The organism is Janthinobacterium sp. SUN176 (genome assembly GCF_030587335.1).
GTDB classification, from domain to species: domain Bacteria; phylum Pseudomonadota; class Gammaproteobacteria; order Burkholderiales; family Burkholderiaceae_D; genus Janthinobacterium; species Janthinobacterium kumbetense.
Genome location: NZ_JAPWIA010000003.1, coordinates 30,971 through 50,542, shown reverse-complemented (window position 1 = coordinate 50,542; position 19,572 = coordinate 30,971). Strand labels below are relative to the sequence as shown.

Below are 19,572 nucleotides of genomic sequence, written 5' to 3'. Positions count from 1 at the left end.
GTTATTTGGGGCAGTTGCCGATCATCGTTTCCCCCTGCTTGCCCGCGCGCGTGGTCACGCACAAGGTGCCCAGCGCGCTGGTGATTTTATAGGTGCGGCTGCCCTTGGCCTCGTTCGCGCCCACTTCCTCGATTTTTGAGGCCTCGTACCATTTCGGCGGCACGGCCGCGTAGGCCTCGGCAAATCCCTGTTGCATGCGCTTGAAGCCCGTGTCGTCGAATTTCTCCCCACCCCGTTGCGGGAATGCCTTGCGCAGCTCCTTGTCGATCTTGCCCACGTCGCGCTTGGCTTGCGCCAGGATGTCGGCCGCGCTGGGCGGCGCGACGAGCGTGATCGCTTCCGGCATTGCCGGCGCCGGCGCCTGTTCGGCGGCAGGAACGGGCAAGGGGCGGCTGACGGGCGCCGGCACGGGCAGGCGCGGCGGGCGTGCGGCGGCCGGTTTTGCGTCGGGCAACGGTACGGGAACCGGCTTGGGCGGCGCCGGGAGCGTGTGGCGCAGCCAGGCGATGGCCGGACCCTGCGGCAAGTGTTCGTCCATGACGGCGCGGGGCCGCGACTGCAAGACGATATACGCAAAGCCAAGGTGCAACAGGACGATCAGCAGCAGGCTGGGAGCGCGGCGGCGCAGGGTAGTTGGCGAGGTCATGGAGGGCATGGTGGTTCAGGTACGCCAATGTATCTGAAGGATTTGATAATTATCTAAAATGTCACCAGTGCTTACAAAAAAGTGCCAGGTGGAAATTTCGATGCCATGGCGGCTGGCGGGGAACCCTGCGCCAGTCTGGTGATCCAACCCGGACACCACGCGAACAGGAGATCATCATGATGCAAGTAAAGGAAGTGGCACGGCGCTTTGGCGCCATTGAACATGCGATCGGCCAGGCGGCCCAGCTGTGCGGCAAGCAGCAGGGCATGCCGATGGACTTGAAGGATTGCATCAACCAGCTGGACCAGCAAAAGAACGCCGTGCGGCAAGCCATCGACACGCAAGACGATGCGCGCATCCGGCAAGCCGTCGACCAGATGGAATCGCTGGGCGACCGCGCCAAGCGGGCGTGCGGCACGGCGGCCAGCGTGACGCCGGAAATGAAGAGCGCCGTGCTCAAGGTGCACGATGAATTATCGGACCTGAAGCACCAGCTGCATTAACGGTTTTACATCTGGCGGAACAAATGGGCATATAAAGGGCTGACGCGCAGCTGCGCCGGATGCTGGCGCAGGGTCAGCGACAGCTTGCCGGCATCGTCGCGCACGGCCGTGGCGATGGCGCTGGCGTTGACGATGGTGCCCCGGTGGATTTGCCAGAATTGTTGCGGGTCCAGCTGGGGCAGCAACTCCTTCAGGCTCGTGCGTATCAGCGCTTCGCTGTCCTGGCACACGACGTTGATGTATTTGTCCAGCGCTTCGAAATACACGACATCGGCCAGGGCGATCATGCGCACGCTGTTGCCGACGGCGGCCCGTATCATTTGCAGGCGCGGCGCTGGCGGCAGCATGGCTTGCAACTGGCTCAGCAGGCGGGCCATGTTGCCGTCGCTGGCGGATTCGGCTGCCGACGTCGCTGGCGTTGGGCTTGCCGTAGCTGTAGCGTTGCCGTTGCCGCCAGCGCTGTCGCGCAAGCGTTGCTGCAGGCGTTCCACCGTCTTGCCCAGGCGCGCATCGTTGACGGGTTTTAAGACGTAATCGGCGGCCGCGTGTTCGAAGGCGGCCAGCGCGTATTCATCGTAGGCGGTGACAAACACGATGTGGGGGAAAGGCACGCCGTCCGGCCACTGTTCCGCCAGTTCCTCGGCCGCTTCCAGGCCCGTCTTGCCCGGCATCTTGATGTCGAGAAATAATATGTCGGGTTGCAGCGCCAGGCCTTGCCGCAAGGCTTCCACGCCGTTGGGGCAAGTGGCAACGATGTCGAGCTCCGGCCACAGCCGTTGCAAGGCGTGTGCGAGGGCGGCGGCGAGGATGGGTTCGTCTTCGGCGATCAGGGCGCGCGGCGCGCGTGGAGTATGTGGACTCATGCGAGGTGGCTCGTGATGGTGGGTGGAAGGGGAAGTGTCAGGCGGGCGGTCGCGCCTGCCGGATGGTTGGCGGTCAGCGACAGGCTGGCGGCGTCGCCGTGCATGCCGCGCAGGCGTTCGCGGATATTCGCCACGCCCAGGTGGGTGCCCTTGGTCTGGCCCGGATGGTCGAGGCCCAGGCCATCGTCGCTGACGGTGAGCAGCAGCACGCCAGCGTCCGTGGATGCCTGCACGTGGATGTGTCCGCCTTCGATCTTCGGTTCCAGGCCGTGCTGGATGGCGTTTTCCACCAGCGGTTGCAGCAGCATGGGGGGCACCTTGATCTGGCGCAAAGTGTAGGGCAAGTCCAGCGTAAAGCGCAGGCGCGCACCCATGCGTATCGACATCAGGCCCAGGTAGGCTTGCATCAGGGAAAATTCCTGCTCCAGGGTGGTGGACCCGGCGCGCGAGGAAGAGAGGGTGGCGCGCAGATACTGGATCAGCTGGTCGAGCAGCAACTGGGCGCGCTCCGGGTCAAAGCTGATCAGGCCTTGCAGGTTGGCCAGGGTGTTGAACAGCATGTGCGGCTCGATCTGCGCCTGCAGCAGCTGCAGCTGGGCTTGCATCGCCTGGCGCGCCACGGATTCGGCGCGGGCCTTTTCCTGGGCGGCTTCCATTTGCAGGCGGGCAATTTTTTCGCGGCTGGAGAAAAACAGCACGGCGCCGCCCGTGGCCAGCAGGGTGAATACGAGCGTGCTGATCATCTGGGTAGGCAGCAGGCTTTCGAAGCCGCCCACGTCCACGCCCGTCAGCCAGCTGAACAGGGTCAGGCCCAGCATTTGCGCCACGGGCACGGAAATGAGGATGATGAGCATGAAGGGCAGGAATTTCGGCCGCTGGCCTTCGCCCCACAGGGTCAGGCGCATGCCGTCGATCAGCAAGAAGGCGATCGTGCCGATGCACATCGAGGCGATCAGGTTTTGCCCGAAATGGCTGCCCGGATTGAGGATGAAGGTAATGACCAGCGCGCAAATCACGTTCAGCGCCAGCGCATAGCGCGCGTCGGGCAGCATGCGGTAGTACGGAGACCTGGCCTTGGCTGCTGGCGCTGCGGCGGATGTTGCATCGGTTTTCATGGTGGTGTCTGCTGGTAGCGATGGGGCATTGTGTGCCAGCGCAAGCCTGGGCGCAACCGGGCTGCGACGAAACGGGGCTGGCGCGCCGCCATTCGCCGCGGAGGATCGCCAAACGGGGCCGCTTTACTTTTCAGGGCAGGCACGCAATAGTATGGCAAGACAGTCTGTATCCATGGAATTGCTATAAAGGAAGCATCATGTGGCCTTATCCACGCACCCTGGCGCACCGCGGCGGCGGCACCCTGGCGCCTGAAAACACCCTGGCCGCCCTGCGCTGCGGCCTGGCTTACGGCTACCGCGCCGTGGAATTCGACGTCATGCTGGCATCCGACGGCGTGCCCGTCGTCGTGCACGACCCCGAACTGGGCCGTACCGTGGCCGGCAGCGGCCTTGTCAACGATTACACGGCCGCGCAACTGGGCGCGATGGAGGCGGGCGCCTGGTTCGGCCCCGCTTTCGCGGGTGAAGGCGTGCCCACCTTCGCCGCCGTGGTGGATTACTGCAAGGCGCAGCGCATCTGGATGAATATCGAAATCAAGCCGGCGCCCGGCTTCGACGTGCCGACGGGCAAGACCGTGGCGCTGGCCACGCGCGATCATTTTTCGAAGGAAATTGCTGCAGGGGAATTATTGCCGCTGCTGTCGTCGTTCAGCATTGCGGCGCTGGAGGCGGCGCGCCAGGCGGCGCCGGAACTGGCGCGCGGCTGGCTGGTCGAACAGATACCGGATGGCTGGGCGCGGACGGCCCGCGAACTGGGCGTGGTGGCGTTCCATTGCGACCACCAGCAGCTGACGCGCGCGCAGGCGCTGGCAGTCAAGGAAGAGGGATTGGGATTGTTTTGCTACACCGTCAACACCCCGGAACGGGCCAGCGAGCTGCTGGCCTGGGGTGTGGACGGGTTTTGTACGGACAGGATCGATCTGATCGGAGCGACGGAATAATGCGATGCATACTCAGCGGAAATCCGGGGTCAGTCCCTTCGGGAGTGGAATTTTCCCCATTGGAAAAAATTCCCCCGGACGGGGCTGACCCCAGCAGTTGCCGTCTAGTCAAACATTAAAAGGTGATACGCATGCCGACCGTCAAGTTGCGCCCCGTCAACGGCGCCGCATTCTTGATGAACGAGGTGTGGCTGTACACCAGTTCATTCGTCAGGTTGTTCGCCTTGATGTAGAACTGGGCTGGCGTCGTGCCGATGCGCGTGTCGTAGTTGGCGGACAGGTTCAGCATGTTGTAGCCCGGCGTGGCCGTTTCGAACGCTGCCACTTTATCCTGCTTGCCCACGCGGTAGAACTCGGCCACACCGCTCCACGCCTGCCAGTTGGCGTCGACCTTCACGCCGACGCGCTGGGCCGGGATGCGCGGCAGGTTGCCTCCGCCGTCGGCCAGCTTGGCCCGCACGTAGTCGCCGAACACGCTGGCGCCGAACATGGGGTTCAATTGCTGGCGGATCTGGCCTTCCACGCCAGTAAACGTGGCGTCGCGCTGGGCGTACTGGATCAGCTGGAAGCCTTCGTGGCTGTCCAGGGTGGAGCCGAAGATGTAATTATCCACCTTGTTGCGGTAAGCGCTGGCCGAGAAGGTCGTGGCGCCCGCATATTTGCGCAAGGTCAAGTCGATATTGTTCGACGTTTCCTTGCCCAGGTTTTGATTGCCCAGCTCATACGTGGCCGTCGCCATGTGCACGCCGTGCGCATACAGTTCCTCGGCGCTGGGCAGACGGTGCGTGCGGGAAATGGTCGAACCGAGCGAATACTGCGGCGCGAATTTCCACACGGCGCCCAGCGAGATCGACGTGCCCTTGGCGCTGCGGTCTTGCAGGGTGGCGCTGTCGACCGTGATGTCTTGCCATTCGTGGCGCAAGCCCGCTTCGAAGCGCCATTGGTCCAGCTTGTATTCCTCGACCAGGAAGGCCGCGTGTTTCTTCGTTACCGTCGGCGCCACGTACGCTTCTTCGCCCAGGGCGGAGAAATCGCGCTTCGACGTTTGCAGGCCCACCACGCCGCGCCAGCCGAAGACGGGATGGTGTTCCATTTCCAGGCGTGCATCGTGGCCCTTGTTCTTGAAGGTGGTGGCGATTTCCGTGCCTTCGATTTCATCGTGCTTGTAATCGGTGAATGCGGCGCGCAGGCGCAGCTTGGCGAAGCCGGGCACGGGGTCGCGCAATTCGCCGCGCACGTCCCAGCGCTCGCTCTTCAGCTTCACGTACGGCACGCTTTCATGCTCATGCTCATGCTCGTGATCGTGGTCGTGTTCCTCTTCATCGCCATGGCCGTGGCCTTCGTGGCCGCCGCAATGCAGATGCGTGCCGTGCGGGTGGCAGCTTTCGAATTCGTGGTTGTGGCCAGGCAAGCCGTATTCCGCATGCTGGCTCGTGAAGGCCAGGCCCAGGAAGCCGCGCTGTCCCACCCACGACACGCCCACGCTGCCCGTGTCCGTCTTGTTGTAGCTGCCGGCCACCTTGGAACCGCCTTCCCAGCCGCTGCCGACCTTGTATTCCTTCGCATCGCGCTTGACGCCTTCCGCGTGGAAGGCGATGTTGCCGGAGCCGCCAGTGACTTCAAAGGCGCCCGCCTTTTCGCGCGCGGCAGAGTTGGCGCGCACTTCCGCGCTGCCTTCAAAGCCTTTCGCCGGCACGCGCGTGGGGATTTTCTTGTCGATCACGTTGACCACGCCGCCGACGGCGCCGCCGCCGTAGGCCAGCGCGGACGGGCCGCGCAAGACTTCGATCTGTTCCGACAGCATCGGTTCGGCCGCGACGGCATGATCGGGGCTGATGGTCGACGCGTCCTGCACTTCCGCGCCATCGGACAGCACTTTCACGCGCGGGCCATCCATGCCGCGGATGATGGGACGGCTGGCGCCGGCGCCGAAATGGCTGGAGGTGATGCCCGGCTGGCCGGCCAGGGTTTCACCCAGGGTCGCTTCGCGGGCGCGCACCAGTTCCTCGCCTTCGAGCACGGTGACGGGCGTGCTCATGTCGTCGCTGCCCAGGGCCAGGGCGCTGGCCGAGACGGTCACGGCGGGCAAGGTTGTCGCTTGCTGCGCCAGGGCGCTGGCAGGGGCGGCAAAGGCCAGCATGATGGCCAGCGCGAGGGGAGTGGGTTGGTGAGGACGGACGGACATGGGCAAGAATTCCTTTATCGGCGATCGGTTTGACGGGTCGGGGCAGGCCATTGCCGGATGGGGGGGCTGCCAGAAGATGATAATGATAACCCATTATCATTACTGTGTGACAGTTTTTCCGGGCAGGGGTGTCAGGCGGATGGTGTATTCTGTCGGCTATGGAACGCACAACACGTCAAAAAACCGCTATTCAAGCCGCCATCGAGTCGGCCCAGCGCCCCTTGTCGGCGCAGGAAATCCTCGAACAGGCCAGCTTGCAGGTGACGCAGCTGGGCATCGCCACCGTTTACCGCAACTTGAAATCGCTGGTGCTGGAAGAAAAGGTGCACGTGGTGACCTTGCCGGGTGAAAACCCGCGCTATGAGTCGAACACGGCCGCCAATCACCACCACCACCATTTCCAGTGCACCACGTGCCAGCGCGTGTTCGACGTGCATGATTGCCCGGGCGACTTGAAGCGCATGGCGCCGCAAGGCTTTGTCGTCGAGCGCCATGAATTGACCCTGTACGGCCGCTGCGCCGACTGCAATGCGGCCGCCGGCACCACAGGCTCCGCGGCCAAGGCCGCACCTGCACCGCACGCCTGCGCCAGCCACCACGACCCGGCCTGAGCGGGCAGGTTGTCGATGTTGGCACGGGCGCAACAATGCCCTGGCCCGCCGTCATTGCCGCACCCCATATCACGTATAATCTTCCCTTTAAAGCTGCCGCCACTCTTTGCCAAAAAAACATGAAATCAACTGAAATCCGCGACAAGTTCCTCAAATTTTTCGAGTCCAAGGGCCATTCCATCGTCCGTTCCAGCTCCCTGGTGCCAGGCAACGATCCGACCTTGCTGTTGACGAACAGCGGCATGGTGCAATTCAAGGATGTGTTTACGGGCACGGACAGCCGTCCGTACACGCGTGCCACTTCCGTGCAGCGCTGCGTGCGCGCCGGCGGCAAGCACAACGACCTGGAAAACGTCGGCTACACGGCGCGCCACCATACCTTCTTTGAAATGCTGGGCAACTTCAGCTTCGGCGACTATTTCAAGCGCGACGCGATTCAATACGCGTGGGAACTGCTGACCAAGGTATATGGCTTGCCGGCCGATAAGCTGACCGTCACCGTGTACATCGAAGATGACGAAGCGTACGATATCTGGGCGAAAGAAATTGGCGTGCCAACCGAGCGCATCATCCGCATCGGCGACAACAAGGGTTCGCGCTACGCGTCCGACAATTTCTGGCAGATGGCGGACACGGGCCCATGCGGTCCATGCACGGAAATCTTCTATGACCACGGCGCCGACATTCCTGGCGGCCCGCCGGGCTCGCCTGACGAAGACGGCGACCGCTTCATTGAAATCTGGAACCTGGTGTTCATGCAGTTCAACCGCGACGAAGCGGGCGTCATGCACAAGTTGCCGAAGCCATGCGTGGACACGGGCATGGGCATGGAGCGCCTGGCTGCCGTGCTGCAGCACGTGCATTCGAACTATGAAATCGACCTGTTCCAGCACCTGATCAAGGCTGCCGCGCGCGAAACGGGCGCCACCGACCTGGAAAACAAGTCGCTGCGCGTGATCGCCGACCACATCCGCGCCGCCGCTTTCATGATCGTCGACGGCATCATCCCGGGCAGCGAAGGCCGCGCGTATGTGTTGCGCCGCATCATCCGCCGCGCCTTGCGCCATGGCCACAAGCTGGGCCAGACGAAACCGTTCTTCTACAAGCTGGTGGCCGACCTGGCCATCGAGATGGGCGGCGCCTATCCCGAGCTGGAAGAAGCGAAAGACAACGTCGCCAACATGCTGAAGGCCGAGGAAGAGCGTTTCGGCGAAACCCTGGAAACGGGCATGAAAGTGCTGGAAGCGCAGCTGGCCAAGGATGCCACGGGCATCGACGGCGCCACCGCCTTCACCCTGTACGAAACCTACGGCTTCCCGCCGGACCTGACGGCCGACATTTGCCGTGAACGCGACATCACGTTCGACCAGGCCGGCTACGACGCGGCCCTGAAGGAAAGCCAGGAATTGTCGCGCAAGGGCGGCAAGACGCACAAGGACAGCAAGGTCGAGTACACGGGCGAGAAAAACACCTTCGTCGGCTACGATCAATTGACGTTCAGCAGCAAGGTCGTCGCGCTGTACGCGGCCGGCACGCCCGTGCAGGAACTGAAAGCCGGTGAAGCGGGCATCGTCGTGCTCGACACGACGCCGTTCTACGCGGAATCGGGCGGCCAGGTGGGCGACCAGGGCGTGATTTCCTCGGGCGCCGGCAGCTTTGCCGTCAGCGACACCCTGAAAATCCAGGCCGACGTGTTTGGCCACCACGGCGTGCTGGAATCGGGCGCGCTGAAGGTGGGCGACGCCGTCTCGGCACAAGTCGACACGGCCAAGCGCGCGCGCACCATCCGCAACCACTCGGCCACGCACTTGATGCACAAGGCCTTGCGCGAAGTGCTGGGCAGCCACGTGGCGCAAAAGGGTTCGCTGGTCGACCCCGATAAAACCCGTTTCGACTTCAGCCACAATGCGCCGATGACGGCAGAGCAAATCGCCGCCGTGGAAACCATTGTCAATAAAGAGATCCTGGAAAACCGCGCCACGCAAGCGCACCTGATGTCGTTTGACGATGCCGTCAAGCATGGCGCGATGGCCCTGTTCGGCGAGAAATACGGCGACGAAGTGCGCGTGCTCGACATCGGCAGCTCGAAAGAGCTGTGCGGCGGCGTCCACGTGCAGCGCACGGGTGATATCGGCTTGTTCAAGATCATCGCCGAAAGCGGCGTGGCCGCCGGCATCCGCCGCGTGGAAGCCGTGACGGGCGAGGGCGCGCTGGCGCTGGTGCAAACCATCAACCGCCGCCTGGTCGAGGCGGCCAATGCCCTGAAGGCGCAGCCGGAAGAGCTCACTGCCCGTATCGGCCAGGTGCAGGACCACGTGAAGGCGCTGGAGAAGGAACTGGCCGCGCTGAAATCGAAACTGGCGTCGGGCCAGGGCGATGAACTGGTCACGCAAGCCGTCGATGTCAACGGCATCAAGGTGCTCGCAGCCGTGCTGGACGGCGCCGACGTGGCCCGCTTGCGCGAAACCATGGACAAGCTGAAGGACAAGCTGAAAACGGCCGCCATCGTGCTGGCCAGCGTGGCCGACGGCAAGGTCAGCCTGATCGCCGGCGTCACGGCCGACGCGACTGGCAAGGTCAAAGCGGGCGAGCTGGTGAACTTCGTTGCACAGCAAGTGGGCGGAAAAGGCGGCGGACGCCCCGATATGGCGCAAGCGGGCGGCACCGATCCGAGCGGCCTGGCGAACGCCCTGGCCGGCGTGCCGGCCTGGGTCGGCGAACGCGCGAAATAAGGCGTAAGCTAGGCTCCATGCGGGGTTTTCGCCCCACAGCCCCTTGAAAACGGCCCGCAGACGGTGTTTGCGGGCCGTTTTGCCGTGTGGAATCTCGTTGTGACACCACAACAGCCGATGAACTATTTTGGTGCAGCGCGTCAATGCCCCTGATTTAGAGTAGTATGTCGAAAATCAGTACAACAAAAATGGCGGGATATTGATGATGAGCGACACACTACTTGATACCGAGATTATGGAATTTCATAAAGAACTCGACGCGCGGGGCTTGAATTGCCCCTTGCCGATTCTGAAGGCGAAAAAGGCTTTGTCAGAGCTGCAGAGCGGCGAAGTGCTGCGCATCATGGCAACCGATCCCGGTTCCGTGCGCGACTTCCAGGCTTTTGCCAAGCAAACGGGCAATGCCCTGCTGTCGCATGTGCAGACGGGTACCGAATTCGTCTTCCTGATGCAACGCAAATAATTCTGCCAGCCGGGGCCGCCGTGGCGCGGCCTGGTGAATACCCTGCCGTGTGCGTCACTTTCATGCCCTTTTGCTGCCTTGCAGCGTAGCGGCGGACTCCCCTGAAATCGTCAAAGCTGGACAGTTTAGATGGATTGCTCTAACAAAAAATCGCACGATCGTGCTTAAATTCGGTTCAAGATTCAAATTTCTCTTATAATCGAACGCACAATCAGCACTTGATCCGTCATTTTTATAATTTCCCAAAGGCATAGCTATGAAAGTCTTGGTACCCGTCAAACGCGTGGTCGACTATAACGTCAAAGTCCGCGTCAAGAGTGACGGCACTGGCGTCGATACCGCCAACGTCAAAATGTCGATGAACCCTTTCGATGAGATCGCGCTGGAAGAAGCGATGCGCCTGAAAGAAGCCGGCAAGGTCACTGAAGTGGTCGCCATCTCCTGCGGCGTGACGCAGTGCCAGGAAACCCTGCGCACGGCCATGGCCATCGGCGCCGACCGCGGCATCCTGGTGGAAACGACGACTGACCTGGAACCGCTGGCCGTGGCCAAGCTGGTCAAGTCCCTGGCCGAGAAAGAGCAGCCGCAACTGATCATCCTGGGCAAGCAAGCCATCGACGACGACAGCAACCAGACCGGCCAGATGCTGGCAGCCCTGCTGGGTTGGCCGCAAGCCACGTTCGCCTCCAAAGTCGTGCTGGAAGACGGTAAAGTCACCGTCACGCGCGAAGTCGATGGCGGCCTGGAAACCCTGGCATTGACCTTGCCAGCGATCATCACCACCGACCTGCGCCTGAACGAGCCACGCTATGTGACCTTGCCGAACATCATGAAGGCCAAGAAAAAGCCGCTCGAGACCGTCAAGCCGGAAGACCTGGGCGTCGATGTTGCGCCACGCCTGAAGACCCTGAAAGTCGTCGAGCCAGCCAAGCGCTCGGCCGGCATCAAGGTCCCGGACGTCGCTACCCTGGTCGCCAAGCTGCGTACCGAAGCCAAAGTCATCTAAGCGGCTTTGCCGTCTACCCAGAACAATTACAGGACATATCATGGTCGCATTAGTTATTGCTGAACACGACAACGCTACCTTAAAGGGCAGCACCCACCACACCGTGACCGCGGCTGCCCAGTGCGGCGGCGACGTGCACGTGCTCGTCGCAGGCTCGAATGCATCGGCTGCTGCCGCTGCCGCCGCGCAAATCGCCGGCGTGACGAAAGTCATCGTCGCCGACGCGCCATACTTTGCCGACGGCCTGGCCGAAAACGTGGCCGAGCAAGTGCTGGCCATCGCCGGCAACTACAGCCACATCCTGGCGCCAGCCACCGCCTACGGCAAGAACATCCTGCCGCGCGTGGCCGCCAAGCTGGACGTGGCGCAAATCTCGGAAATCACCAAGGTCGATTCGCCGGACACGTTCGAGCGCCCGATCTACGCCGGTAACGCCATTGCTACCGTGCAATCTGGCGACAAGGTCAAGGTCATCACCGTGCGCACCACCGGTTTCGACGCCGCTGCCGCCACCGGCGGTTCGGCTGCCACGGAAACCGTTGCCGCCGTCGCCGACGCGGGCAAGTCCGCTTTCGTGGGCCGCGAACTGGCCAAGTCCGACCGTCCTGAACTGACCGCCGCGAAAATCATCGTGTCGGGCGGCCGTGGCATGGGTTCGGCGGAAAACTTCCACATCCTGGAACCGCTGGCCGACAAGCTGGGCGCCGCCATGGGTGCTTCGCGCGCCGCCGTCGACGCCGGCTTCGTGCCGAACGACTGGCAAGTGGGCCAGACGGGCAAGATCGTCGCGCCATCGCTGTACATCGCCGTCGGTATCTCGGGCGCGATCCAGCATCTGGCCGGCATGAAAGATTCGAAGACCATCGTCGCCATCAACAAGGATCCGGAAGCGCCGATCTTTGCCGTGGCCGACTACGGCATCGTGGGCGATCTGTTCGAGATCGTGCCGCAACTGGTCAAAGAACTGGGTTAAGTCACACCCCTTCCGGTTTTGTTACTGACAAAGCCACGCCGGCCCGCCCCACACGGCGAGCCGCGCGTGGCTTTTTTCTTGGAGAAAAGAAGATGAGCTATCAAGCCCCGCTGAAAGACATGTTGTTCGTGATGAACGAACTGGCCGGCCTGGCCGAAATCCACACTTTACCCGGCTGCGAAGACGCCACGCCCGACACGGCCGAAGCCGTGCTGGAAGAGAACGCCAAGTTCTGCGGCGGCGTGGTGGCCCCCTTGAACGGCCCCAGCGACAAGGAACCGAGCTTCTGGCACGACGGGCAGGTCACGACGTCGAAAGGCTTCAAGGAAGCGTTCAAGGCCTACGGCGAAGCGGGCTGGCAGGGCGTGCAGCATCCGACGGAATTCGGCGGCCAGGGCTTGCCCAAGCTGCTGGCCACGCCGTGCATCGAAATGCTCAACTCGGCCAGCATCTCGTTCGCCCTGGTGGCCCTGCTGTCGGACGGCGCCATCGAAGCGCTGCTGACGGCCGGCAGCGACGAGCAAAAGGCGGTGTATCTGGAAAACCTGGTGTCGGGCAAGTGGACGGGCACCATGAACCTGACGGAGCCGCAAGCGGGGTCCGACCTGGCCGCCGTGCGCACGCGCGCCGTGCCGCAAGACGATGGCACGTATAAAGTCTTCGGCACGAAGATTTTCATCACGTACGGCGAACACGACATGGCGGAAAACATCGTCCACCTGGTGCTGGCCCGCACGCCGGACGCGCCCGCCGGCGTGAAAGGCATTTCCCTGTTCATCGTGCCGAAATTCCTCGTCAACGCCGATGGCAGCCTGGGCGCGCGCAACGACGCCCATTGCGTTTCCATCGAGCACAAGCTGGGCATCAAGGCCAGCCCGACGGCCGTATTGCAGTTCGGCGACCACGGCGGCGCCATCGGCACCCTGGTGGGCGAGGAAAACCGCGGCCTCGAATACATGTTCATCATGATGAACGCGGCCCGCTTCGGCGTGGGCTTGCAAGGCATCGGCCTGGCCGAGCGCGCCTACCAGCAAGCCGTGGCGTTCGCCAAGGACCGCGTGCAGTCGCGCGACCTGGCCGGTTCGCCTGGTCCCGTCTCCATCATCCACCACCCGGACGTGCGCCGCATGCTGATGTCGATGCGCTCGCAAACGGAGGCGGCGCGCGCGCTGGCCTACGTGGGCGCGGCCATCAGCGACGTGGCGCACCACCATCCGGACGCGGAAGTGCGCGCGGAAAGCCTGGCGACGTATGAATACCTGGTGCCCGTGATCAAGGGTTGGGCCACGGAAATGTCGCAAGACGTCACGCGCGACGGCGTGCAAGTGCATGGCGGCATGGGTTTCATTGAAGAAACAGGCGCCGCCCAGCATTACCGCGACGCCAAGATTCTCACCATTTACGAAGGCACGACGGCCATCCAGGCGAACGACCTCGTGGGCCGCAAGACGGTGCGCGACGGCGGCGCCGTGGCGAAAGCCATCATCGCCCAGGTGCGCGCCACGGAAGCCCAGCTGGGCGAACTGTCCGGCGCCGACTTCCAGGCCATGCAGCGCCACCTGGCCGAAGGCAGCGCGGCCCTCGAAGCGGTAGTCGAGTATGTGGTGGCGAACATGAAGACGGACATCAAGGCCGTGTTCGCGGGCAGCGTGCCGTATTTGAAACTGGCCGGCATCGTGCTGGGCGGCTGGCAAATGGCCCGTGCGGCCGTGGTGGCGCAGCAAAAGCTCGGTGAAGGCAGCGGCGACGCTTCGTTCTACAAGGCAAAAATCGCCACGGCGCGCTTCTTTGCCGACCACATCCTGTCACAGGCGCCAGGCTTGCGCGCCACCATCATCGACGGCAGCGCCGGCGTGATGGCCTTGTCGGAAGAGCAGTTTTAAGTTGAAACTTGGCCGGCGCAAGCTGGCCTAATGCAAAAAAGCGCTGGAGATCACTCTCCAGCGCTTTTTTTTACTCTTTCAAAAGCTTATCTTCTGGCGATGCCGTTGCCGGAATTGCGCACCAAGTCGCCAGCGGCCAGGCCCGGGTCCTGGTCGAATGCGAAGTCAGCCTTGGCGCCCGTTTCGTACTGCACGGTAACGGTCCACACCTTGCTGTTTTTCATGTGGCCTTCGACTTGCTTGCCCGCGAAAGCGCCGCCGGCGGCGCCGGCCAGGGTGGCCAGGTCCTTGCCGCGTCCGCCGCCAACCTGGCGGCCCAGCAGGGCGCCGGCCACGCCGCCGCCGATCATGCCCAGCGCGCCGCCTTCGCCCGCTTTTTCAGCGACGTTGACTGCCAGCACCTTGCCGCACTCGGCGCAGATCTGTTGCTGGGCTGGTTTGCTGTTCTGGCCCGCATACGAGTTGCCCGCCTTTTGCGCGGCCTTGGCGTTGATGATGGCCTGGTCGTATTCGCCCTTGGCGTCGCGCAGGCATTGCATGCGGGCTTTCGAGCTGGTTTCTTCTGCGCACAGTTTCTTGTCGTCCGCATAGCGCGTGTTGGCTTGCTTGGTGTCGTACGCGTATTGCGCTTTCGGCGACAGGTTTTGCGCGAAGGCGGAGGTGCTGAGCAGGGCCGTGACGGCGACTGCGAGGACGAGTGGGCGACGAATCATGATCTTCTCCTAGGGGGTGTTGAATGTGCCAGTAATGTCGGCATTGTGAATGCAGTATAGAGGAAAATCATGATTGCTTACCAACACTTACATGTGCGTGCGGCAGGCGTGATCCGATGCTATTTCCGGGTGGAAATTAACCGTAGGCGCCGCCTGTATACAGCAAGTCGAACAGGCGCGCCATGGTGGCGATCAGCACGCCTGCGCCTAGCATCAAGGTAGCGACCAGCACCACGGCCAGGGGCCAGCCCGTGTCCGACTGGCGGCTGGAGGAGGCGTTGTAGCGCGCATCCCACTTGTCGTCCGGCATCAGGCCCAGCACCAGCGCTTCCAGGAAGCCGCCCAGGGCGGACAGGGTCAGCGGCAATATCTGGTAAAACCAGTCCGCTTCGGGAAACAGCTGGCGCAGCAGCAGCGAGGCGGGCAGGGCGGCCAGGTGTAGCCAGCCCCAGCGGTCCTTGGCGCCGTGCAGGTAGAAGCGGTGGGCGCCCAGCATGCCCAGCAGGAAGGCCAGCAGTGTCGTGAAGGCCTTGTTCTTGTGCGACTGTTGCAAAATGGTAGCGGTGGTCATGGGACTCCAGAGTTGCTCATCGGTAAAGATTGCCAGTATCGGTCATTGCTTGCTGCAACGATAGCACTTTCAGGCAGCGTTCAGGCGATGCTGTCGTGCAATATCAACGCCTGGACGTGACATGGCAGGCACGATAGACGCACGCGCCTATTGCGTCTTCGGCCATGACTGGTCATAATGTTTGATTAGCCCAAATTACACGCCCGTCATCATAACGCTTGCTGCCTGGCGGTAAAGCGCGCTATAATTTGCGGCTTTTTCCGCCTCAGCACACTTTTTGGAAATATTATGGTCGTTATTCGTTTAGCTCGTGGAGGCGCCAAGAAGCGCCCGTTCTTCAACATCGTCGCTACTGACTCGCGCAATCGCCGCGATGGTCGCTTCATTGAGCGTATCGGTTTTTACAACCCGATGGCGCAAGGTGGCGAAGTTCCACTGCGTATCACCGCAGACCGTCTGGCCTACTGGCAAGGCGTTGGCGCACAATTGTCGCCAACCGTTGCTCGCTTGGTAGCTAGCAACAACAAAGCAGCAGCTTAATTAGATCACTGGTTTGACGGTCAAGACTGCATCCGGGGTGAAAGTCCCCGATGACCTGGTACAGGTAGGCTATGTCTCCGGTGCTTATGGCATTGCTGGCGGGGTTAGGATCACTCCTTTCTCCGACGACGCGGATGCATTATTAAGCGTCAAAACCTGGTGGTTTGATAAACCGACCTTGCATGATGTTCAAGTCAGGCAAGCGAAGTTACACGGCGGCGACGTCGTGGCCCAGCTGGTGGGTGTGGTCGGGCGGGATGCCGCAGAAGCGCTGAAAGGCGTCTCTGTGCAAATTCCGCGTAGCCATTTCCCGACGCTGTCGGCCGATGAATTTTATTGGTCCGATCTGATCGGACTGACAGTCGAGAATTTGCAAGGCGAGTGCCTCGGCACAGTGCACGACATGATGAGCAATGGTCCGCAGTCGATCTTGCGCGTTACGCCCGTCGCCACTGCCGATGAGACCGTTGAAAAGGCGCCTGAGCGCCTGATCCCGTTTGTTGGTCAGTTTGTCATTAACGTTGACAAGGCTGCCAGCAAGATCACGGTCGACTGGGGCCTCGATTATTAAACCGCCTGCGCTTAACTTTGCGCCGGGCAAACTTTGCAGGATGGTGAGCGATGCAATTTGATGTCGTGACCCTGTTCCCGGAAATGTTTGCCGCGCTGACGCAGTCGGGTGTGACCCGGCGCGCCTTCGAGCAGGGGAAATGTGGCTTGTCGCTGTGGAATCCCCGCGATTTCACCACCGACAATCACCGTACCGTGGATGACCGCCCGTATGGCGGCGGCCCCGGCATGGTGATGATGGCCCGTCCCCTCGAAGCGACAATTAATGCCGCGAAGCAACGTCAGTCCGATCTCGGCCTGGCGGCGCCCCGCGTGGTGTTCATGTCGCCGCAAGGCCGTCCGCTGACGCACGAGCGCGTCACGCAGTTGAAAGCCGAACCCGGTTTGGTGATCCTGTGCGGCCGCTATGAAGCCGTGGACCAGCGTTTGCTGGACCGTTGCGTCGACGAAGAAATCAGCGTCGGCGACTTCGTCCTGTCGGGCGGCGAACTGCCCGCCATGGCGCTGATGGATGCGGTGATCCGCCTGTTGCCGGGTGTCTTGAACACCGAGGCATCGGCCATCGAGGACAGCTTCGTCAATGGCTTGCTCGATTCGCCGCACTACACGCGGCCGGAAAGCTATGAAGGCATGGCCGTGCCGCCCGTCTTGATGGGGGGCAATCATGCCGAGATCGTCAAGTGGCGCCGCCAGCGCATGCTGGAAGCGACCGCGACAAAGCGGCCTGACCTGCTGGTCAGTGCGCGCGCCGCCGGCTTGCTCAGCAAGACCGACGAAAAATTCCTGGCCAGCCTGTAAACCGTCCTCGGACGGCCAGCAGGGTGGCTTTGCAGTGCCGGGCATGTTGCCCAAATTGGTAATACCCATCCTCTACCGGGCGGATAGCACGCTATCCACAGTGCGCCGGCATGATGGTTTTCGGAGTTATAAAAATGGACTTGATTCAACAATTAGAGCAAGAAGAGATCGCCCGTCTGGGTAAATCGATTCCTGACTTCGCACCAGGCGATACCGTTATCGTCAGCGTCAACGTAGTCGAAGGCACGCGCAAGCGCGCCCAGGCTTACGAAGGCGTCGTTATCTCCCGTCGTAACCGTGGCCTGAACTCGAACTTCATCGTTCGCAAGATCTCGTCCGGCGAAGGCGTTGAGCGTACGTTCCAACTGTACTCGCCGCTGATCGCTTCGATCGAAGTGAAACGCCGTGGTGATGTTCGCCGCGCCAAGCTGTACTATCTGCGTGAGCGTTCGGGTAAATCGGCGCGTATCAAAGAAAAATTGCCAAATCGCCGCGTTGTGGCGAAAGCAAGCGCGTAATATCAGCGTCTGCGTTGGGAAAAGGGGTGCCTCTCGGCGCCCCTTTTTTATTCTGAATTGCTATTGAGGCAAGCTGCCATGGCCACCGTCGCATTTGATCCCAAACAACTCGCCATCGATTCGATCGCCGGCGAGGCGGCGCTGGACGCCGAACGCCTGACGCCGGACTGGCTGCGCCGGCGCCTGGCCGAACAGCCGGACTGGCAGCCCGAGATTACCCAGGATTTCCTGTCCGCCCGCGCCGTGCCCGTGCGCGCCGCCGTGCTCATTCCGCTGGTGCAACGGCCACAGGGCTTGACCATCTTGCTGACGATGCGCACGGACCACCTGAGCAGCCATGCGGGCCAGGTCAGCTTTCCGGGCGGGCGCAGCGAACCGTTCGATGGTTCGCCCGTGGCCACGGCCCTGCGCGAAACGGAAGAAGAAGTGGGCCTGGTGCGCGAACACATTGAAGTGCTGGGCTGCCTGCCCGACTACCTGACGGGCACCGGCTACCAGGTCACGCCCGTGGTGGGCCTGGTGACGCCGCCGTTCGAGCTGCGCGCCGACCCGTCGGAAGTGGCGGAAATCTTCGAAGTGCCGCTGGCCTTCCTCATGGATGGCCTCAACCACCAGCGCCTGTCGGTGGAATTGCCCGGCGGACGGCGCTCGTTCTACGCCATGCCCTACGAGCGCTTCTACATTTGGGGCGCCACCGCCGGCATGCTGCGCAATCTGTTTCACCTCTTGCGCGCGTAAAATGGCACCCCGCACGTAATAAGTTTGATTCCAGCACTGCACTGCGCTATCGTAGCGGGCATTGCGGTATTGCTGAAAAAGACAAAAAGGACCATTGATGACATTTCTCTCCATACTTTGCGCATTGCTGATCGAGCAGCTCAAACCTTTGCGCGCGGACAATCCGATCTACGCCGAAATCAAGAGCCTGGCAATGCGCATGGAGACCTGGTTCAATGCCGGCCACGCCAACCACGGCCGCATGGGCTGGTTCCTCATGATCGGCGTGCTGATGGTGCCGACGGCCGGCGTGTACTGGCTCTTGCGGCATTACCAGCTGACCCCCCTGGCCTTCGTCTGGAATGTCCTCATCGTCTACCTGACCCTGGGTTTTCGCCATTACAGCCATTACTTCACGTCGATCCAGCTGGCCCTGAGCGCCGGCGACGAGGCGTCCGCGCGGACCTTGCTGGCCGAGTGGACCAAGCTCGACACGGTAGGCATGGAAGCGAGCGAAATCGCCCGCATCGCCGTGGAAAAAGCCCTGATCACCACGCATCGCAATGTGTTTGGCGTGTTCTTCTGGTTCCTCATGCCGCTGGGCCCTGCCTGCGCCGTGATGTACCGCGTGGCCGAATACCTGGCGCGCGCCTGGAACGAGCCCGAGCACATGCGCAATGAAGCGTTCGGCCAGTTCGCCGCGCGCGCCTTTTACCTGATCGACTGGATTCCCGTGCGCCTGACGGCCGTGGCGTTTGCCGTGGTCGGCAATTTCGAGGATGCCATCTACGCCTGGCGCAATTTCGCCCAGCGCTGGCAGGACGAGGCCATCGGCATCATCCTGACGGCCGGCGGCGGCGCCATGGGCGTGCGCCTGGGCACGCCGGCGGAAACGGCGGCCCGCGTGGTCGTCACGCCCGACATGGCCGTCGACGACAGCGACAGCGAAAGCGATATCCTGCCGGGCGAAGAGCCAGGCGCACGCGCCTTGCAGAGCACGGTGGGCCTCGTCTGGCGCGCCTTGCTGTTGTGGATGCTGCTGCTGTTGTTGATGTCGGGCGCCGTTTTCCTCGGCTGACGCGGACGCACACGCGCCATCCATGCGCCTGGCGCTTGGAACAAGGTTAAAATAGGGGCTGGCGCGTTACGCGTGCCGGCCCCTGTTTGCATCGTCAGGGCAGATCGAGGTAGAACCCAAGTCTTCTATAAGATATAATACTGGCT

20 protein-coding genes are annotated in these 19,572 nt (G+C 62.3%); 14 read left to right on the top strand and 6 right to left on the bottom strand.

Annotated features, from left to right (window positions below):
- Position 1 precedes the first annotated feature (1 nt).
- A complete protein-coding gene (locus O3299_RS21595) occupies positions 2–655 on the bottom strand; it encodes a hypothetical protein (protein ID WP_305063169.1) in 654 nt (217 codons plus the stop codon).
- Between the two features lie 167 nt (positions 656–822).
- Between O3299_RS21595 and O3299_RS21590 the strand changes: the two genes are divergently transcribed.
- Positions 823–1,149: a hypothetical protein gene (locus O3299_RS21590; protein ID WP_070257487.1), complete on the top strand. Its 327-nt coding sequence runs from the start codon at positions 823–825 to the stop codon at positions 1,147–1,149.
- A 5-nt stretch (positions 1,150–1,154) separates the two neighbouring features.
- Here the strand turns inward: O3299_RS21590 and O3299_RS21585 are convergent, their stop codons facing one another.
- On the bottom strand, positions 1,155–2,012 hold the full coding sequence (locus O3299_RS21585) for a LytTR family DNA-binding domain-containing protein (RefSeq protein WP_305054380.1): 858 nt from the start codon (positions 2,010–2,012) through the stop codon (positions 1,155–1,157).
- Positions 2,009–3,127: a sensor histidine kinase gene (locus O3299_RS21580; protein ID WP_305063168.1), complete on the bottom strand. Its 1,119-nt coding sequence runs from the start codon at positions 3,125–3,127 to the stop codon at positions 2,009–2,011. Before O3299_RS21580 ends, O3299_RS21585 begins: the two co-directional genes overlap by 4 nt.
- Before the next feature lie 197 nt (positions 3,128–3,324).
- Here O3299_RS21580 and ugpQ point away from each other — a divergent pair, with 197 nt between their 5' ends.
- Positions 3,325–4,068 (top strand): glycerophosphodiester phosphodiesterase, encoded by a 744-nt coding sequence (ugpQ, locus tag O3299_RS21575; protein WP_305063167.1) that lies wholly within the window; start codon positions 3,325–3,327, stop codon positions 4,066–4,068.
- Positions 4,069–4,183: 115 nt separating this feature from the next.
- Here ugpQ and O3299_RS21570 read toward each other — a convergent pair whose 3' ends face one another.
- Complete coding sequence (locus O3299_RS21570; RefSeq protein ID WP_305063166.1) at positions 4,184–6,253, bottom strand: TonB-dependent receptor domain-containing protein; 2,070 nt, start codon at positions 6,251–6,253, stop codon at positions 4,184–4,186.
- 158 nt (positions 6,254–6,411) lie between these two features.
- On the opposite strand from O3299_RS21570, the gene O3299_RS21565 reads away from it, so the two are divergent.
- From O3299_RS21565 to O3299_RS21540, 6 genes are all read left to right on the top strand, one after another.
- Complete coding sequence (locus O3299_RS21565; protein WP_305063165.1) at positions 6,412–6,864, top strand: Fur family transcriptional regulator; 453 nt, start codon at positions 6,412–6,414, stop codon at positions 6,862–6,864.
- A 119-nt stretch (positions 6,865–6,983) separates the two neighbouring features.
- Positions 6,984–9,596, top strand: coding sequence for an alanine--tRNA ligase (gene alaS, locus O3299_RS21560; protein ID WP_099665215.1), 2,613 nt, complete (start codon positions 6,984–6,986; stop codon positions 9,594–9,596).
- Positions 9,597–9,831: 235 nt separating this feature from the next.
- Positions 9,832–10,059, top strand: a complete 228-nt coding sequence (locus O3299_RS21555) for a sulfurtransferase TusA family protein (RefSeq protein ID WP_010395510.1) — start codon at positions 9,832–9,834, stop codon at positions 10,057–10,059.
- A 256-nt stretch (positions 10,060–10,315) separates the two neighbouring features.
- The gene (locus O3299_RS21550) at positions 10,316–11,065 is read left to right on the top strand and encodes an electron transfer flavoprotein subunit beta/FixA family protein (protein ID WP_070221859.1); all 750 of its coding nucleotides are present in this window, start codon (positions 10,316–10,318) and stop codon (positions 11,063–11,065) included.
- Positions 11,066–11,105: 40 nt separating this feature from the next.
- The gene (locus O3299_RS21545) at positions 11,106–12,038 is read left to right on the top strand and encodes an electron transfer flavoprotein subunit alpha/FixB family protein (protein ID WP_077400542.1); all 933 of its coding nucleotides are present in this window, start codon (positions 11,106–11,108) and stop codon (positions 12,036–12,038) included.
- A 92-nt stretch (positions 12,039–12,130) separates the two neighbouring features.
- Positions 12,131–13,921: an acyl-CoA dehydrogenase gene (locus tag O3299_RS21540; protein ID WP_289899933.1), complete on the top strand. Its 1,791-nt coding sequence runs from the start codon at positions 12,131–12,133 to the stop codon at positions 13,919–13,921.
- Between the two features lie 86 nt (positions 13,922–14,007).
- Here the strand turns inward: O3299_RS21540 and O3299_RS21535 are convergent, their stop codons facing one another.
- Positions 14,008–14,634, bottom strand: coding sequence for a glycine zipper 2TM domain-containing protein (locus O3299_RS21535; RefSeq protein WP_305054386.1), 627 nt, complete (start codon positions 14,632–14,634; stop codon positions 14,008–14,010).
- Positions 14,635–14,770: 136 nt separating this feature from the next.
- Positions 14,771–15,205, bottom strand: coding sequence for an NINE protein (locus O3299_RS21530; protein WP_099665212.1), 435 nt, complete (start codon positions 15,203–15,205; stop codon positions 14,771–14,773).
- 288 nt (positions 15,206–15,493) lie between these two features.
- Between O3299_RS21530 and rpsP the strand changes: the two genes are divergently transcribed.
- From rpsP to O3299_RS21500, 6 genes are all read left to right on the top strand, one after another.
- Positions 15,494–15,745: a 30S ribosomal protein S16 gene (gene rpsP / locus O3299_RS21525; protein ID WP_010395524.1), complete on the top strand. Its 252-nt coding sequence runs from the start codon at positions 15,494–15,496 to the stop codon at positions 15,743–15,745.
- Between the two features lie 13 nt (positions 15,746–15,758).
- Entirely contained in the window at positions 15,759–16,316 is a 558-nt protein-coding gene (gene rimM / locus O3299_RS21520) for a ribosome maturation factor RimM (protein ID WP_077400554.1), read from the top strand.
- Positions 16,317–16,366: 50 nt separating this feature from the next.
- A complete protein-coding gene (gene trmD / locus O3299_RS21515) occupies positions 16,367–17,113 on the top strand; it encodes a tRNA (guanosine(37)-N1)-methyltransferase TrmD (protein WP_251349893.1) in 747 nt (248 codons plus the stop codon).
- Between the two features lie 134 nt (positions 17,114–17,247).
- Positions 17,248–17,631, top strand: a complete 384-nt coding sequence (rplS, locus tag O3299_RS21510) for a 50S ribosomal protein L19 (protein ID WP_035825414.1) — start codon at positions 17,248–17,250, stop codon at positions 17,629–17,631.
- Positions 17,632–17,709: 78 nt separating this feature from the next.
- Positions 17,710–18,369 carry a CoA pyrophosphatase gene (locus tag O3299_RS21505; protein ID WP_305054388.1) on the top strand — a complete coding sequence of 220 codons (660 nt, stop codon included), beginning with the start codon at positions 17,710–17,712 and terminating at the stop codon, positions 18,367–18,369.
- A gap of 97 nt (positions 18,370–18,466) precedes the next feature.
- Positions 18,467–19,426 (top strand): CobD/CbiB family protein, encoded by a 960-nt coding sequence (locus O3299_RS21500; protein WP_099665209.1) that lies wholly within the window; start codon positions 18,467–18,469, stop codon positions 19,424–19,426.
- Positions 19,427–19,572: the final 146 nt, after the last annotated feature.

What these genes read in the sequence shown, in the direction of transcription:
- O3299_RS21595 (WP_305063169.1), bottom strand. Translation starts at nt 655, where the DNA reads ATGCCCTCCATGACCTCGCCAACTACCCTGCGCCGCCGCGCTCCCAGC.
- O3299_RS21590 (WP_070257487.1), top strand. Translation starts at nt 823, where the DNA reads ATGATGCAAGTAAAGGAAGTGGCACGGCGCTTTGGCGCCATTGAACAT.
- rplS (WP_035825414.1), top strand. Translation starts at nt 17,248, where the DNA reads ATGGACTTGATTCAACAATTAGAGCAAGAAGAGATCGCCCGTCTGGGT.
- rpsP (WP_010395524.1), top strand. Translation starts at nt 15,494, where the DNA reads ATGGTCGTTATTCGTTTAGCTCGTGGAGGCGCCAAGAAGCGCCCGTTC.
- O3299_RS21555 (WP_010395510.1), top strand. Translation starts at nt 9,832, where the DNA reads ATGGAATTTCATAAAGAACTCGACGCGCGGGGCTTGAATTGCCCCTTG.
- O3299_RS21580 (WP_305063168.1), bottom strand. Translation starts at nt 3,127, where the DNA reads ATGAAAACCGATGCAACATCCGCCGCAGCGCCAGCAGCCAAGGCCAGG.
- O3299_RS21540 (WP_289899933.1), top strand. Translation starts at nt 12,131, where the DNA reads ATGAGCTATCAAGCCCCGCTGAAAGACATGTTGTTCGTGATGAACGAA.
- trmD (WP_251349893.1), top strand. Translation starts at nt 16,367, where the DNA reads ATGCAATTTGATGTCGTGACCCTGTTCCCGGAAATGTTTGCCGCGCTG.
- O3299_RS21570 (WP_305063166.1), bottom strand. Translation starts at nt 6,253, where the DNA reads ATGTCCGTCCGTCCTCACCAACCCACTCCCCTCGCGCTGGCCATCATG.
- O3299_RS21505 (WP_305054388.1), top strand. Translation starts at nt 17,710, where the DNA reads ATGGCCACCGTCGCATTTGATCCCAAACAACTCGCCATCGATTCGATC.
- ugpQ (WP_305063167.1), top strand. Translation starts at nt 3,325, where the DNA reads ATGTGGCCTTATCCACGCACCCTGGCGCACCGCGGCGGCGGCACCCTG.
- O3299_RS21535 (WP_305054386.1), bottom strand. Translation starts at nt 14,634, where the DNA reads ATGATTCGTCGCCCACTCGTCCTCGCAGTCGCCGTCACGGCCCTGCTC.
- O3299_RS21545 (WP_077400542.1), top strand. Translation starts at nt 11,106, where the DNA reads ATGGTCGCATTAGTTATTGCTGAACACGACAACGCTACCTTAAAGGGC.
- O3299_RS21550 (WP_070221859.1), top strand. Translation starts at nt 10,316, where the DNA reads ATGAAAGTCTTGGTACCCGTCAAACGCGTGGTCGACTATAACGTCAAA.
- O3299_RS21500 (WP_099665209.1), top strand. Translation starts at nt 18,467, where the DNA reads ATGACATTTCTCTCCATACTTTGCGCATTGCTGATCGAGCAGCTCAAA.
- O3299_RS21585 (WP_305054380.1), bottom strand. Translation starts at nt 2,012, where the DNA reads ATGAGTCCACATACTCCACGCGCGCCGCGCGCCCTGATCGCCGAAGAC.
- alaS (WP_099665215.1), top strand. Translation starts at nt 6,984, where the DNA reads ATGAAATCAACTGAAATCCGCGACAAGTTCCTCAAATTTTTCGAGTCC.
- O3299_RS21530 (WP_099665212.1), bottom strand. Translation starts at nt 15,205, where the DNA reads ATGACCACCGCTACCATTTTGCAACAGTCGCACAAGAACAAGGCCTTC.
- O3299_RS21565 (WP_305063165.1), top strand. Translation starts at nt 6,412, where the DNA reads ATGGAACGCACAACACGTCAAAAAACCGCTATTCAAGCCGCCATCGAG.